Raw genomic sequence first — 15,221 nt, forward strand, 5'->3', positions numbered from 1 at the left:
GTTTGTTTATGATTAAACACCGTTAATCATTCTTCTTAGCTTCTCCAGAAGTTGCCTTCTGGTTGTTTTATAGAAATAACAGGTTACCTGTTTTTCTTGACATACTGGTTGTTTTGTTCAGTTTTCAAAGAGCAAATTTCTTTTTTTAGCGCAACTTTTACATTGTATCACTTGCATTAAAACTTGTCAATGATTTCATTGCGTAAAATTTGAGAGATGAACTCTGTCAAATTAGCTTATAACCAACAACTTCATCACTGGAATAAATATTATAGCATGTATCCCATTAATCGTCAATAGTCTATTTTTTTTGCCAAAAAACAATAACACTTTTTTTGACAGCAAAAAATATTATATATTTGTAACAGAAAAAAGTCAATCCTTTTTTCTGTTACATTTTTCAGCTGCTAACGTCACCTTTCCATTCAAGCATTCCACCAGCCATATTATAAACCCTATATCCATTATCTTGTAGAAATGAAGCAGCTTTCATACTTCTTCTTCCAGAACGGCATACCATTACGTAATCTTTGGATTTATCTAATTTATTTACAGCTTCAGGAATCTCTTGTAGCGGAATATGTTTTGCCTGTTCAATCTTTCCTTGAGCTACTTCTTCATCTTCCCTAACATCTATAACTTCTATATTTTTATCGTTTTCCAGTTTTTCTTCCACTTCTTGGGGGCTTAATTCTTGAATTGTATTCATCTAGAACCACTCCTTAACTAGTACATTCAATTTTAATAATAAGCTGTAGAAGGATAACATGCAACTTTCCTACACACACTAATAATAATAAACGATAATGGAGAGGTACATGATGAAAAAAATAATAGTAAGTATATGTTCGCTATGGATCATTTGTGCATTAAATCCATTGGTTTCACAAGCAGCAGAACAAAAACCAATACAGATTAAAACATACCATGCAGACGTTAATGGGGATGGTCAAAATGAAAAAATCCAACTAAAGGGCATCTTATTTTCTCCCGACTCCAATTTTTATCGGGAAATTTGGACAGAAATCACAAATAAACAAAAGGAAGTCTGGAAAATAAATTATGCTGGTGGAGGTTATGATCCAACTTTACAAATGATTGACTTGAATCACGACAACAAAAAAGATATCTTTTATCAAAGTGCAACTGGGGGGAGTGGAGGACTTTACAATTATCAGTTAAATACAATTTCTCAAGGTCAGCTTAAAGAAAATCCACTTCCGGAGCAAGCCTATTTGAGTGGGACTTTTGAAGATAATTTTAACGTTATCATTAAACTAACCCCAACAGATAAACCGATTACGATTGATGTTCAGAATCGTGCTGAAGATTATATCAGACTTGGCATATACGATAAAAACGGTAATTTACTTGAATCTCATAAATCTGTCATGATTGACCCAATTGCCTTTTTTGAACCAGTATTAATTAGTAAAAGTAAAGGATACGGATTAAAAAGTTATCAACAAATTAGTGGAGCTTACCATGCAGATAGGTTAGGTACAGTTGAAACCACCTGGTATTATGAGAATGGAGAATGGATTATTTTACAAACGAAATGGATACCATCTACCTAAAAATCGAATGTGCTATAAAAAGATCTCTTCGTATCCGAAGAGATCTTTTTATTAATTCGCTACAATATTAACTAATTTCCCAGGAATTACAATTACTTTTCGTACCGTTTTTCCTTCTATTAATTCTTGAATCTTTTCATTTTCTAGTGCTATTTTTTCCAACTCTTCTTTGGTGGTATCTTTCGCAATACTCACCTTTGCCCTTACTTTCCCCATAATTTGTATAACTACTTCCACTTCATCTTCAACAAGTTTACTTTCATCATATGTTGGCCAAGCTTCGAAACTGATTGTTTCCGAATGACCAAGTATTCTCCACAGCTCTTCTGTTACGTGAGGTGCTATCGGTGAAAGCATCTTAACAAAACCTTCTATATAATCTTTTGGTAATTTTTCTGCTTTGTAACCTTCATTAATAAATACCATCATTTGTGAGATCGCCGTATTAAAATGTAAATGATTAAAATCATCGGTAACTTTTTTCACCGTTTCATGGTAAATCTTATCTAACCCATTAATTTCCTCATCCACAATTTTATCAGATTGTTGCCCATCATCTGATACAATTAATCGCCACACACGGTCCAAGAATCGCCTCGCTCCGTCTAGTCCGTTTTCAGACCATGCAACAGATGCATCAAGTGGACCCATAAACATCTCATATAATCGTAAAGTGTCAGCACCATGGGACTCAATAATATCATCTGGGTTAACGACATTCCCTTTTGATTTGCTCATTTTTTCATTACCTTCACCAAGAATCATTCCTTGATTAAATAATTTCATAAACGGTTCTTTAGTAGGCACAACACCAATATCATACAAGAATTTATGCCAGAAACGAGCATACAATAAATGGAGCACCGCATGTTCGGCACCACCGATATAAATGTCAACTGGCAACCACTCTTTTAATGCCTTGGGATCTGCAATTTGGTCTGGGTTAGTTGGATCAATATAACGCAAGAAGTACCAGCAGCTTCCTGCCCACTGTGGCATTGTATTTGTTTCTCTTCTTCCCTTCATTCCTGTTTTAGGATCAACCACATGAATCCAATCACTATTTGCCAATGGTGATTCTCCATTTCCTGATGGTTTAATATTATCCATCTCTGGCAATTCAAGGGGTAATTCCTCTTCAGGAACTGCAGTCATTGTATCATCTTCCCAGTGAATAATTGGGATGGGTTCACCCCAATATCTTTGACGTGCAAATAGCCAATCACGAAGACGATAGGTAACTTTCTTTGTCCCATTCTCTGTTTCCTCTAGCCAATCAATCATTTTTATGATGGCCGCCTTTTTATCCATGCCATTAAGGAAATCTGAATTAACATGTTCGCCGTCTCCAATATACGCTTCATTGGAAATATCGCCACCAGCAACTACTTCAATGATGGGGAGTTCAAATTTAACAGCAAACTCATAATCTCGTTCATCATGTGCAGGAACCGCCATGATTGCTCCAGATCCATAACTCATTAATACATAGTCAGCAATCCAAATTGGCATTTTTTCTTGATTAACTGGATTAATCGCATAAGCCCCAGTAAAAACGCCTGTTTTTTCTTTCGCTAAATCAGTTCTTTCTAAATCTGACTTGGTCTGAATCTCATTCATATAACTTTCTACAGCTATTTTCTGTTCTGCCGTTACGATTTTTTCCACTAACGGATGTTCAGGAGCTAGTACTGCATACGTTGCACCGAAAAGCGTATCTGGTCTTGTCGTAAATACCGTAAACATTTCATCCGTATTATCAACTGTAAACTGTACTTCAGCGCCTTCTGATCTCCCAATCCAATTGCGTTGCATATCTTTCAAACTTTCCGGCCAATCCAGTTCATCTAAGTCTTCAAGTAAGCGGTCTGCATAAGCAGTAATTTTTAACATCCACTGTTTCATAGGTTTACGAATAACCGGGTGGCCACCCCGCTCACTTTTTCCATCAATAACTTCCTCATTAGCAAGCACCGTTCCTAATGCAGGGCACCAGTTAACCGCAACTTCATCCATGTAGGCTAGACCCTCTTCATAAAGCTTTGTGAAAATCCACTGTGTCCACTTATAATAATTCGGATCCATCGTACTAATTTCACGATCCCAATCATAGGAGAATCCGAGTGCCTGAATCTGCCTTTTAAAGATTTCAATATTTTTCTTTGTGAATTCTTCTGGACTGTTCCCAGTATCAATTGCATATTGTTCTGCTGGCAGGCCAAAAGCATCCCACCCCATTGGGTGAAGCACTTCGTATCCTTGCATCCGTTTCATTCTTGAAATTATATCTGTAGCAGTATAACCCTCTGGGTGACCTACATGCAAGCCTGATCCAGAAGGATATGGAAACATGTCAAGTGCATACACTTTTTCTTTCTCTGAAAAGGTATCAGTCTTAAACGTTTTATTTTCTAACCAGTACTCCTGCCATTTCTTTTCAATTTGCTGATGATGAAAACTCATATCAGTTCCTCCTTATCACAAACAAAAATTTATAAAAAAAAGCCACCCATCCCATAAAGGGACGAGAAGCTATTATTCCCGCGGTACCACCCAGCTTAATGCAACTACATGCATTCTCTCCTAATCCATAACGTGGATAAATCGGCAGAAACTACATATCACTTCTGCAACGTTCAAGGCGAGTTCATAATTATTCAGGTACAGTTTTCACCAACCACTGTCTCTCTTTACCTGTAGGGAATTATTACTATTCCTCTGCATTGTCGTTATCCTATATGATGTATATCGAATTTTAATGAATTGTAATCGCTTTGTCAAGACAATAACGATATCTTCTGGTAAAATAAGTCTAACCACTATCCAAAAGGAGTATACGATGTTACAAGGAATATTACATTATGCCCATTATTTACTGGAGGGCTCCATTGATAAAAATGAAACAGTAATAGATGCTACATGCGGTAATGGAAACGACACGTTATTTTTGAGTAACGTTGTTGGTAAAAACGGGCATGTGCTTGCATTTGATATTCAGGATGATGCCATAATCGCTACGAAACAGAAACTCGAAGAAAATAATCGAACAAATGTATCAGTAATACAAGATAGCCATGCAAATCTACAAGCGTATATCCCGACGAATGAATTTTTAATAGGCGGAGCAGTATTTAATCTTGGATATCTTCCTAAAAGCGATAAAAGCATTGTCACAAAAGGCCAATCTACCATAAATGCCATTAATACGATCTTACAATATTTGAAAACGAGTGGTTTAATTGTTTTAGTCGTCTATCATGGACATGAAGGCGGCGAAGAAGAAAAACAAATTGTTTTAAAGCATGTAATGAAGCTAAACCAACGTAAATATCATGTGTTACGATACGGCTTTATAAACCAAAGAAACAACCCTCCATTTATTATAGCAATCCAAAAGCGCTAAGATTAGGTATTTGTTTCCGTAGACTATCTATTTTGATATAGACCAGAATTACGAATTTTTTTATACATATAATAAAGTTTTGTATTCAAATAAAAAAACAAAGAAGCTCCTCCACTAGCTTTTAGCATTCTCTTTTTGACCATACTTCCATTTTCCAATTCTTTTACCTTTTCGTCGCCTAAATATAGTCCAATTAAGCCTTTTACGACCATTTTATGGAATGAAGCGTCTGGTAAAACTGTCGTTTGCTTAAGCGCTTGATTTACAAAATACTCAAAACGATCAAGCATGATCCTTTGATTAGCATAATAACTACAAAAGTTCAAATCTTTCTCTGTCACATCCTCATGCTGATCAATATAGTAATCCAACAATATATGCAACCCTTGTATGTATGGAAAGTAACCATTAGTAATAGCGCCGGTCATCTCGTCATTTATTCTACCTGCTAACGCATAACATACTAAACTGTATATCCCAAGTGTTGATCCAGTAGCTGCCGAAAATTCATACCATTGTAATGAGTAGTCATTCTTGATATCTGACCATCTTTTCAACCGTATTTCTCTTTCATTCGGAACCACATGTTTATGTACTTGTAAATCTTCATAAAGTCCTTCCAACCATAATAAATTATCTTGAAATACAGCTAGGTTATCCAAGCTAGCTATAACCTCTCTACAAGTTTGTACGAGCTCCTGCAAGTATCCATAATCATCTTTATATTGGATTAGGCTGTAATAATTAGTTGAGTAATCTGTGAGTGTCAATGCATCTCTCATTGATGTATGTAACATCCGAAAACCTGCAGAATCCATAGACGTACTTCGATCACATAAGTTATCAAGGTAATCACTTATTGTTTGATATGCTACAACAAATCGAACTGCACTCTCCCACTTTTCTTCAGCAAGTAAAGCAAAAACAGATCCTCCCTGACAGTGAAATCGTTTTGAAGTTATACTTGCTAATGCTTGTGTTCTTAATTCATCATCCGGAATGGCAGCTGCTCGTGTTTGCCAATAGCTCAATTCCTTATTTACCTGCGGAAAAATTTTTGTATATACAGTGAACATTAATTTACTGGGGGAGTGAAGAACATGATGCTTAATCAACTCGCTGCCTCCGATCTACGATACTACATGTTATATTTGGTATACTATTTATATCATCATATTTTCCAGGAGGATTCAAATGATACATCCATATAAAGACTTTTATCCAATTATTCATGAATCTGTGTTTGTAGCACCCGATGCTATGATAATAGGCGATGTTACAATTGGTGAAGAATCAAGTATTTGGTTTAAGACGGTCATTCGAGGGGACGTAGCTCCGGTAAGAATTGGAAAACGCATAAGTATTCAAGACCTATCTATGCTTCATCAAAGTCCAAACCAACCACTAATTATTGAGGACGACGTAACTGTAGGACATCAGGTAACGCTCCATTCTGCTATTATTCGAAACAAAGCATTAATCGGCATGGGTTCTATCATCTTAGACGGAGCAGAAATAGGTGAGAATGCTTTTATTGGTGCAGGAAGTTTAGTCTCCCCTGGTAAGAAAATACCAGAAAATGTACTGGCACTCGGTCGTCCCGCTAAAGTAATACGAGAACTAACCGAAGCAGATTACAAGGAAATGGAACGTGTTAGAACGTCCTACGTGGAAAAAGGAAAAAGATACAAACAGGTATTTGATCAGTAAAATTTTTTTACTGTATTTAAATGAGGCGCAACGAATTTATTCACTGAAATAGTAATGGAAACAAAATAAGAGAACAGGCAATCACCATTGTTGTCTGGAGATTGCCTGTCTAATTCAAAAGACTAAAATTGGATAGAAACCCAATTTATGATGAAATTAAAACCGATTTCTCACCATCTTCATTCCTAATCTTTTTCTCTAAGATCGTACCAACTCTTTCTCTTGTTCTCTCTTTTTAATTTCATGCATATCCAATTTACCTTCCAAAAAGTTTTGATGCCATACCATAAACATTAGAACTGTCCATATCTTTCTACTATAGTCTGCCTTTCCCTGGCAGTGTGCATGTAATAATTCTAAAATATAACCCTTATGCAGCAAATGGTCCGTTTCGCTCTCTCGAATAAGTTGTTTTGCCCAACCATTTAATTCATTTTTCAACCAGTGACGTATCGGAACTGGAAACCCTAATTTTTTCCGGTCTAATACATGGTCAGGAATAATCCCTCTGGATGCTTCTCTTAGTATTTGTTTCGTTGTTCCATTAGCAATTTTCATATCAACAGGAAGTTGCCTAGCAACTTGGAAGACTTCCTTATCCAAGAAAGGGACGCGTAACTCTAGAGAGTTTGCCATTGTAACTCGGTCTGCTTTTAATAAAATATCTCCACGCATCCATGTATGAATATCGACATATTGCATTTGGTTAACAGATGGATAGTCCCTAACGTGATCAAATAATTTCCTAGTAATTTGTTGATACCCTAACTGCTCATTATAACTTTTGAGTAGCTTTTCTTTCTCCTCTGCTTCAAACATCTTGGCATTTCCAATATAGCGTTCACGTAAAGGGGTTGTACCTCGATCGAGAAAACTCTTGCCTTTCACCCCTTCGGGTAACACCGTTGAAACTTTTGCAAGCAATTCTTTTACTGGAGTTGGAATGGCTTCAAATACCTTTAAGGATTCTGGTTCGCGATAGATATTATATCCTCCAAATAATTCATCGGACCCCTCTCCAGATAGAACTACTTTCACATGTTTCCGTGCCTCTTCAGAAACAAAATAAAGAGGTACACAAGAAGGATCAGCTAATGGATCATCCATGTGCCACATAATAAGTGGAAGATTTTTAATATATGCTTCCGGTGTAATGGTTGTGGATATATTCTCCACATTTAATTTATCCGCAGTTTCTTTCGCAACGTCAATTTCAGAATATCCCTCTCGTTCGAAACCGACGGAAAACGTCTTTATTCTTGGGTTTATCGTTTTTGCTATAGAAACAATTAACGTTGAGTCAATTCCACCAGATAAAAACGACCCTACTGGCACATCACTACGCATATGGACATCTACTGAATCGTACATAACATCTTGAATCTGTTCAATCCAATCTTGTTTCGATCTATTCATTGGCTGAAAAGAGGCATGCCAATATCTTGTAAACATGATCGGTTGTGCTGGTATTTTCTTAAAATAATGACCAGGTTCCACCTTGTGTATACCCTTAGACATTGTCATTGGTTCTGGAACATATTGAAAACTTAAATAATGCTGTAAAGCATCTTGATCTACTTCTTCTTTTTCCAACATTAATGCGATACTTTTCTTCTCCGAAGCAAAACTCATCCCTCTATCATTTTCATAATAGAAAAGGGGTTTAATTCCAAATGGATCTCTGGCACCATACAATTCTTCATTTTGTTTATCCCAAATTAAAATCGCAAACATTCCTCTTAGTAATTGAAATGCCTCTTCTTTATATTTAGTAAATAAAGCTGCAATTACTTCAGTGTCGGAATTCGTCTCGAAATGATAACCTTCATTTACTAGTTCCTGCCTTAACTCTAAGTAATTATATATTTCACCATTAAAAACCATCCATATTTGTTCATCATGATAACTTAATGGTTGTGTACCACTTTCGATATCAATAATACTTAGTCTCCGAAACCCAAACGACATATAGGAATCAAAATAGTATCCTTCGTCATCTGGTCCGCGATGCGTTATTATATTATTTTGTTCTTTAAAGTTAGCTATTTCTTGAGCTGACCTTTCCATTGGTTCATCAAATAGCATTCCGATAAAACCACACATAACATAAACCTTCTCTCGTCAATTATAAACGTATCACCCTGAGCTGTAACCCATTTGTAACAAAACAGAAATGATACAGTAATATTCTAACACGGAGGTAGGTAAACTTCTATCATTTTTCACCCTTTTTTTCTATATAATCCCAACTTGTCTGGTAAGATATTCACTGTAAATAGGTGATATACCTTAGGTTTTAACACACACGATATCAAAAAAAGAGCTTCCCCAGCTTGAAATGAGAAAACTCTTTTGTCATTCTTCTATCATTTTTTAAAATTGTTTTAAAAGCGCGTTTAATTCATCAACTTTGTCGGTTTTTTCCCACGGGAATTGGATATCGGTTCTGCCGAAATGACCATATGCTGCAGTATTCTTAAAGATTGGTTTTTGTAGATCAAGCATACGAATTATACCAGCTGGACGTAAATCAAATAGTTTTCTTACAGCTTTTACTAGTTTTTCTTCATCGACTACTCCTGATCCAAATGTATTAATCGAAATTGAGACAGGCTCTGCCACACCAATCGCATATGCTAATTGTACTTCACATGATTTCGCTAAACCCGCTGCAACAATATTCTTAGCAACATACCTAGCTGCATAAGCGGCAGATCGGTCTACTTTGGTGGAATCTTTACCACTAAATGCTCCTCCACCGTGCCGTGCATATCCCCCATACGTATCTACAATAATTTTACGCCCTGTTAAACCTGCATCTCCTTGTGGTCCACCAATCACAAAACGACCAGTAGGATTAATAAAGTACTTTGTCTTATCATCAAGCAGTTTCTTTGGTACAACAGGCCGAATGACATGTTCAATTAAATCTTTTTCAATTTGTTCTGTTGTCAGATCTTGGTGATGTTGTGTAGAGATTACAATTGTATCAATTCTTACCGGCTCATCCGCCTCATCATATTCAATGGTCACCTGAGTTTTCCCATCCGGTCGTAAATAATCTAATGTTTTATCTTTTCTAACATCAGCTAAGCGCTTAGCTAACTTATGTGCTAACGAAATCGGTAAAGGCATTAACTCTTCGGTTTCATCACAAGCAAAACCAAACATCAATCCTTGATCTCCGGCGCCAATAGCTGCAATTTCTTCATCACTCATCGTTCCTTGACGCGCCTCTAAAGCAGTATCTACACCTCCTGCAATATCTGGCGATTGTTCATCAATTGCAGTTAACACAGCACAGGTATCGGCATCAAATCCAAATTTTGCTCGAGTATACCCTATTTCTTTAATGGTTTTCCTTACTATTGCAGGAATATCAACATATGTTGTTGTCGTGATTTCTCCAGCTACAAGTACTAGCCCAGTCGTCACGGTCGTTTCACATGCAACACGTGCATAAGGATCTGTTTTTAATATTTCGTCTAATATTGCATCTGAAATTTGGTCAGATATTTTATCAGGATGGCCTTCTGTTACAGATTCAGAAGTAAATAAACGACGATTAGCAGCCATGTTGCTAAATCCTCCTTTTACATATCAGTTACGGAACTCTATTTATCAATTATGCTCATTCAGTATTAAAGGTTCTAAAGAAAACAAAAAAAACCCTTCCTACTATACATGAGGAAAGGATTGTCCCGCCTTTCGCTCTTATTGTTCAAGGAGATGTTCCTTGCATCAGATTAGCACCTTTTCACCATTGTGATGGTTGCTGGGTTTCATCGGGTCTGTCCCTCCACCAACTCTGAATAAGAGAGTATCCGTTCGAAGTTTAGCTTATCGAAAGAAAACGTTTGTGTCAACTACTTTCGTCGTATTGTCTATCGATTTTTACTTATAATAAAAGGAAAAGAAGTAATTTGCTGTCATGATTCAACATTATAGGATAATTGAATAAAATTATTATATATTTAGTATGGACTATTTTTATTAATGTGTTATACTAATAAACATATTCAACATGATAAGGTCGTTTAGGTTTCGACGTTGATACAATCTTACTAAAAGGCAGGTAGTTAATATGAAAATGGTGGAAAAACCTTTGGTTAATGAATTATATACCCATAATCATTTACAAACCAACTTAACAGTACCACAACTTATTGAACGTATTTTAGATAGAGAAGAAGGGATGCTTACAGCAACTGGTGCTGTTCAAGCTACAACAGGTAAGTATACAGGACGCTCTCCTAGGGATAAATTTATTGTAAGTGATGAAGTGAGTGAAAAGAATGTTGATTGGGGTACAGTTAATCAGTCTATCGAAGAACAAGTTTTTGACAAATTGTATCGCAAAGTAATTAATTATTTACAAGACAAAAAAGAGCTTTTTCAGTTCAAAGGATTTGCCGGTGCAGATCATGATTATCGGCTTCCAATACAAGTAATCAATGAATATGCATGGCATAATTTATTCGCCCGACAACTTTTTATAACCCCGACAGCTGAAGAATTATTAGATCATCAACCTGCGTTTACAGTAGTTTCAGCTCCTACTTTTAAAGCAAACCCTGAGCAAGACGGAACAAATTCAGAAGCTTTTATTTTCGTTTCTTTTAAAAAAAGGGTTATTCTAATTGGTGGAACCGAATACGCAGGAGAAATTAAGAAATCCATTTTCTCCGTCATGAATTATCTGCTTCCCCAACAAAATGTGTTATCTATGCATTGTTCTGCCAATGTAGGTAAAGAAGGAGACGTTGCTTTATTCTTTGGATTATCTGGCACAGGAAAAACAACGTTATCAGCTGATCCATATCGTCGTTTAATTGGTGATGATGAACATGGCTGGGGTCCAAACGGTGTATTCAATATTGAGGGTGGCTGTTATGCGAAATGTATCAATTTATCTAAAGAAAAAGAACCGCAAATATTTGATGCCATTCGTTTTGGTTCCGTTTTAGAAAATGTCATTGTTGATAAAGCCCGAATTCCGAATTACAATGACACATCATTAACTGAAAACACAAGAGCAGCATACCCAATTGAGAATATTGATAACATTGCCATCCCTAGCATGGCTGGCCATCCGAATACGATTATCTTTCTAACTGCTGATGCATCTGGTACCTTGCCGCCAATCAGTAAGCTAACAAAAGAACAAGCAATGTATCATTTTCTTAGCGGTTACACAAGCAAACTTGCTGGTACTGAAAGAGGCGTTACTGAGCCGCAAGCAACGTTTTCAGCTTGTTTTGGTTCTCCATTTTTACCATTAGCTCCATCTACGTATGCAAGAATGTTAGGAGAAAAAATAGATGCATATCAATCAAATGTCTTCCTAGTGAATACTGGTTGGACTGGAGGATCGTATGGTGTTGGAAAACGAATGAAACTGTCCTATACACGAGCAATGATACATGCTGCGTTAGAAGGCGAATTAAATTCTGTTGAGACAACCAAAGACAGTATTTTTGGTTTGGAAATTCCCATGCAAGTACCGGGAGTACCCGATGAAGTATTAATTCCAATAAATACGTGGAAAGACAAAGCGGCCTACAAAGAGGCTGCGCAATCTTTGGCTATGAAATTCCATAAAAATTTTGAGAAGTTCACGGAAGCAAGTAGCGATATTGTGCAAGCAGGTCCAATGTATCAAGGGAAGTAATTGTTTCCTCATCCCAAAAAGGATTTATTATATATGAGTGAAAAGTGTTCAGCTATAGATTGCTGATGACCGATCTCTGAAATGAGATCGGTTTTTTTATATAGGCATTCACACATTTTCACAACTCCTCATAAACTGTGTTGACATACAAATATTTAGAAGGAGTCGTGCAACATGAAGAAGATAAAACGTATAATGCTCCTTTCCTGTGGGTTCCTACTTTTTCTAACAGCATGTAATAACCAGGAGGAAACTACAATAAAATTAGCCGAAGTAACACGTTCGCTATTTTATGCTCCGCAATATGTAGCTTTAGAGAAAGGGTTCTTTAAAGAGGCAGGTCTTAATGTGGAATTACAAACAACTTGGGGTGGAGATAAAACAATGACGGCATTATTATCTGATGGAGCAGATGTAGCTTTAGTAGGCTCTGAAACTTCCATCTATGTTTATGCTCAAGATTCGAAGGACTATGCTGTTAATTTTGCCCAATTAACACAAACTGACGGAACCTTTTTAGTAGCCAAAGAACCAAAACCCAATTTCACTTGGGAGGATATTAAAGGAACCACTTTTCTCGGTCAACGCAAAGGCGGAATGCCCCAAATGGTTGGTGAATTCGTTTTAAAGCAACATGATATTAATCCTCAAACTGACCTCGATCTACAACAGAATATAGAATTTGCTAATATACCTGGTGCATTCGTATCTGGAGATGCAGAATATGTGCAATTATTTGAACCTACTGCAAGTACATTCGAAAAAGAAGGAAAAGGACATATCGTGGCTTCATTTGGAGAAGAATCAGGGCATGTCCCATACACTGTTTTTATGGCAAAACAGAGCTTTTTAAAAGAAAATGATGCAGAAATTGAGAAATTTACGAAAGCAGTTTATAAAGCGCAACAGTGGGTTGAAGCACATAGCGCTAAAGAGATTGCTCAAGTTATACAGCCTTACTTCGAAGACACGGATGTAGAAATGCTTGCTGCTTCTATTGATCGTTATAAAAGTCAAGGATCATTTGCTACAGACCCGATATTAGATGAGTCAGAATGGAGTAACCTAAAAGATATTATGCAAGAAGCTGGTGAACTGCCTGCAGATGTACCTTATACAGATCTTGTGAATACAAAGATCGCTGAAGAAGTTATTGGTAATAAGGAGTGAGCAATATGTCATTTCTAACCTTAGAAAATGTCTCCCATCATTATTTTTCAAAAGCAAACTTCACCAAAGCATTAGACGATATATCTTTCTCTATTCAAGAAGGTGAATTTGTCGCATTATTGGGTCCTAGTGGTTGTGGTAAATCGACGATCTTATCAATTATTGCAGGAATTATAAAACAAACACAAGGCAAAATACGCTTACAAGAGAAACCCATTGATTTGACAACAGCCAATATCGGCTACATGTTGCAACAAGACTACTTATTTCCATGGAAAACCATCATTGACAATGTTTTACTTGGCCCTAAAATCGCAAACAATGTTACAGAAAACACGAAAGAAAAAGCAACAGCCTTATTAAATGAAGTAGGTTTACCTAATATAGCATCCGCTTACCCAAGCTCTCTTTCTGGAGGGATGCGGCAACGTGTAGCATTAGTAAGAACATTAATTAATGATCCAAAACTGTTACTTCTTGATGAGCCATTCTCAGCATTGGATTATCAAACAAAGCTAAAATTAGAACAATTGGTAGCAAACTTATTGGCAACCTATCATAAAACCGCTGTGCTTGTAACGCATGATATTGGTGAAGCAATAGCGATGAGTGATCGAATTTTTGTTATGGATGCTAATCCAGGAGTTATTTCAAAAATCTTTGAGGTTCCGATTGAAATAAGAAATGAAGCCCCTTTACTTGTGCGTAAACACCCAAAATATCAAATTTTGTTTGATAAAGTATGGGAAGAATTAGATAAAAAAGAGCAATTACCAAACGAAGAGGTGGTGTCTACGAATCATGAAGCGAAATAATGATCAGCAGCTCTTCCAAGCTTATTTACAACATGTAAAACGCGAGAATAGAATTGTATATATATGGCAAATTAGTATACTTATTACGTTTATTCTTCTATGGGAGGTTGCCAGTCGCTTCTATTGGATTGATCCATTATTATTTAGTTCGCCAACAACCATCTTTCAAGTAGTTATAAACAAATTAAGTGATGGATCCATGTTAAATCATCTCCAAGTAACCCTACTCGAAACCATCGCCGGTTTTCTCCTTGGTACAATTTTTGGGATTGTATTAGCTATTTCCTTATGGACTTCTAAACGCTTTTCAAGCGTAATGGATCCGTATTTAGTTATTATGAATGCAATGCCAAAAGTTGCTTTAGGGCCGATAATCATTGTAGCTATGGGGCCTGGGTATATCTCCATCATCACAATGGGAGCTATTATTTCAGTGATCATTACAGCATTGGTTGTATATTCAGCGTTCAATGAAGTTGATCCAAATTATGAAAAAGTATTAAAGAGTTTAGGAGCGAGCAAAGGGCAAATTTTTAAAAATGCTATTTTCCCAGCTACCTTACCGGCAATGATATCAACATTAAAAGTAAATGTTGGATTATCTTGGGTTGGCGTAGTTGTCGGTGAATTTCTTGTATCAAAACAAGGGCTTGGTTATTTAATTATTTATGGATTTCAAGTATTTGATTTTTCATTAGTTATGGCTAGTTTAGTATTAATCGCCATTTTTGCTGCCATCATGTATAAAATCGTAGAACGCATCGAAGTCTGGCTTATTAAGCACTCCACCTCCTAATTAATTCGCGAAAAAAATCGCCTTATCGGTGAAAGTACTTCAGTGATCACTCGTACATTGAAGTTTCACACAATAAGGC

The 15,221-nt window shown here is 36.5% G+C and carries 12 protein-coding genes, 1 riboswitch and 1 other annotated feature; of the genes, 7 read left to right on the plus strand and 5 right to left on the minus strand.

Annotation, left to right across the window (positions count from 1 at the left end):
• Positions 1–400: 400 nt before the first annotated feature.
• Positions 401–709, minus strand: a complete 309-nt coding sequence (locus JKP73_RS00005) for a rhodanese-like domain-containing protein (protein WP_021288864.1) — start codon at positions 707–709, stop codon at positions 401–403.
• Positions 710–818: 109 nt separating this feature from the next.
• Between JKP73_RS00005 and JKP73_RS00010 the strand changes: the two genes are divergently transcribed.
• Positions 819–1,577: a YybI family spore inner coat protein gene (locus JKP73_RS00010; RefSeq protein WP_234447025.1), complete on the plus strand. Its 759-nt coding sequence runs from the start codon at positions 819–821 to the stop codon at positions 1,575–1,577.
• A 51-nt stretch (positions 1,578–1,628) separates the two neighbouring features.
• Here JKP73_RS00010 and leuS read toward each other — a convergent pair whose 3' ends face one another.
• Positions 1,629–4,040 carry a leucine--tRNA ligase gene (leuS, locus tag JKP73_RS00015; protein WP_021288866.1) on the minus strand — a complete coding sequence of 804 codons (2,412 nt, stop codon included), beginning with the start codon at positions 4,038–4,040 and terminating at the stop codon, positions 1,629–1,631.
• Positions 4,041–4,094: 54 nt separating this feature from the next.
• Positions 4,095–4,310: a binding site (T-box leader), on the minus strand.
• 106 nt (positions 4,311–4,416) lie between these two features.
• On the opposite strand from leuS, the gene mnmM reads away from it, so the two are divergent.
• Positions 4,417–4,980: a tRNA 5-(aminomethyl)-2-thiouridylate-methyltransferase MnmM gene (gene mnmM / locus JKP73_RS00020; protein WP_021288867.1), complete on the plus strand. Its 564-nt coding sequence runs from the start codon at positions 4,417–4,419 to the stop codon at positions 4,978–4,980.
• A 23-nt stretch (positions 4,981–5,003) separates the two neighbouring features.
• On the opposite strand, the gene JKP73_RS00025 is transcribed toward mnmM, so the two are convergent.
• Positions 5,004–6,095 carry a tetraprenyl-beta-curcumene synthase family protein gene (locus tag JKP73_RS00025; protein ID WP_308436468.1) on the minus strand — a complete coding sequence of 364 codons (1,092 nt, stop codon included), beginning with the start codon at positions 6,093–6,095 and terminating at the stop codon, positions 5,004–5,006.
• 79 nt (positions 6,096–6,174) lie between these two features.
• On the opposite strand from JKP73_RS00025, the gene JKP73_RS00030 reads away from it, so the two are divergent.
• Positions 6,175–6,690 carry a gamma carbonic anhydrase gene (locus JKP73_RS00030; protein ID WP_021288869.1) on the plus strand — a complete coding sequence of 172 codons (516 nt, stop codon included), beginning with the start codon at positions 6,175–6,177 and terminating at the stop codon, positions 6,688–6,690.
• A gap of 198 nt (positions 6,691–6,888) precedes the next feature.
• Here JKP73_RS00030 and asnB read toward each other — a convergent pair whose 3' ends face one another.
• Together asnB and metK are read right to left on the minus strand one after the other, a co-directional pair.
• Positions 6,889–8,793 (minus strand): asparagine synthase (glutamine-hydrolyzing), encoded by a 1,905-nt coding sequence (gene asnB, locus JKP73_RS00035; RefSeq protein WP_200410781.1) that lies wholly within the window; start codon positions 8,791–8,793, stop codon positions 6,889–6,891.
• 270 nt (positions 8,794–9,063) lie between these two features.
• Entirely contained in the window at positions 9,064–10,266 is a 1,203-nt protein-coding gene (gene metK, locus JKP73_RS00040; protein ID WP_021288871.1) for a methionine adenosyltransferase, read from the minus strand.
• 135 nt (positions 10,267–10,401) lie between these two features.
• A riboswitch (SAM riboswitch) is annotated at positions 10,402–10,509 on the minus strand.
• 265 nt (positions 10,510–10,774) lie between these two features.
• On the opposite strand from metK, the gene pckA reads away from it, so the two are divergent.
• From pckA to JKP73_RS00060, 4 genes are all read left to right on the plus strand, one after another.
• Positions 10,775–12,361, plus strand: coding sequence for a phosphoenolpyruvate carboxykinase (ATP) (gene pckA / locus JKP73_RS00045; RefSeq protein ID WP_200410782.1), 1,587 nt, complete (start codon positions 10,775–10,777; stop codon positions 12,359–12,361).
• Between the two features lie 174 nt (positions 12,362–12,535).
• A complete protein-coding gene (locus JKP73_RS00050; RefSeq protein WP_021288873.1) occupies positions 12,536–13,531 on the plus strand; it encodes an ABC transporter substrate-binding protein in 996 nt (331 codons plus the stop codon).
• A gap of 5 nt (positions 13,532–13,536) precedes the next feature.
• Positions 13,537–14,346: an ABC transporter ATP-binding protein gene (locus JKP73_RS00055; protein WP_021288874.1), complete on the plus strand. Its 810-nt coding sequence runs from the start codon at positions 13,537–13,539 to the stop codon at positions 14,344–14,346.
• Positions 14,333–15,142 (plus strand): ABC transporter permease, encoded by an 810-nt coding sequence (locus tag JKP73_RS00060; RefSeq protein ID WP_021288875.1) that lies wholly within the window; start codon positions 14,333–14,335, stop codon positions 15,140–15,142. The genes JKP73_RS00055 and JKP73_RS00060 overlap by 14 nt, the downstream gene beginning before the upstream one ends.
• The last annotated feature ends 79 nt before the right edge of the window (positions 15,143–15,221 follow it).

The organism is Virgibacillus salexigens (assembly GCF_014905415.1).
Taxonomy (GTDB): domain Bacteria; phylum Bacillota; class Bacilli; order Bacillales; family Amphibacillaceae; genus Virgibacillus; species Virgibacillus salexigens.

Coding starts and splice junctions, on each gene's coding strand:
- JKP73_RS00005 (WP_021288864.1), bottom strand. CDS start 709: ATGAATACAATTCAAGAATTAAGCCCCCAAGAAGTGGAAGAAAAACTG.
- JKP73_RS00010 (WP_234447025.1), top strand. CDS start 819: ATGATGAAAAAAATAATAGTAAGTATATGTTCGCTATGGATCATTTGT.
- leuS (WP_021288866.1), bottom strand. CDS start 4,040: ATGAGTTTTCATCATCAGCAAATTGAAAAGAAATGGCAGGAGTACTGG.
- mnmM (WP_021288867.1), top strand. CDS start 4,417: ATGTTACAAGGAATATTACATTATGCCCATTATTTACTGGAGGGCTCC.
- JKP73_RS00030 (WP_021288869.1), top strand. CDS start 6,175: ATGATACATCCATATAAAGACTTTTATCCAATTATTCATGAATCTGTG.
- asnB (WP_200410781.1), bottom strand. CDS start 8,793: ATGTGTGGTTTTATCGGAATGCTATTTGATGAACCAATGGAAAGGTCA.
- metK (WP_021288871.1), bottom strand. CDS start 10,266: ATGGCTGCTAATCGTCGTTTATTTACTTCTGAATCTGTAACAGAAGGC.
- pckA (WP_200410782.1), top strand. CDS start 10,775: ATGAAAATGGTGGAAAAACCTTTGGTTAATGAATTATATACCCATAAT.
- JKP73_RS00050 (WP_021288873.1), top strand. CDS start 12,536: ATGAAGAAGATAAAACGTATAATGCTCCTTTCCTGTGGGTTCCTACTT.
- JKP73_RS00055 (WP_021288874.1), top strand. CDS start 13,537: ATGTCATTTCTAACCTTAGAAAATGTCTCCCATCATTATTTTTCAAAA.
- JKP73_RS00060 (WP_021288875.1), top strand. CDS start 14,333: ATGAAGCGAAATAATGATCAGCAGCTCTTCCAAGCTTATTTACAACAT.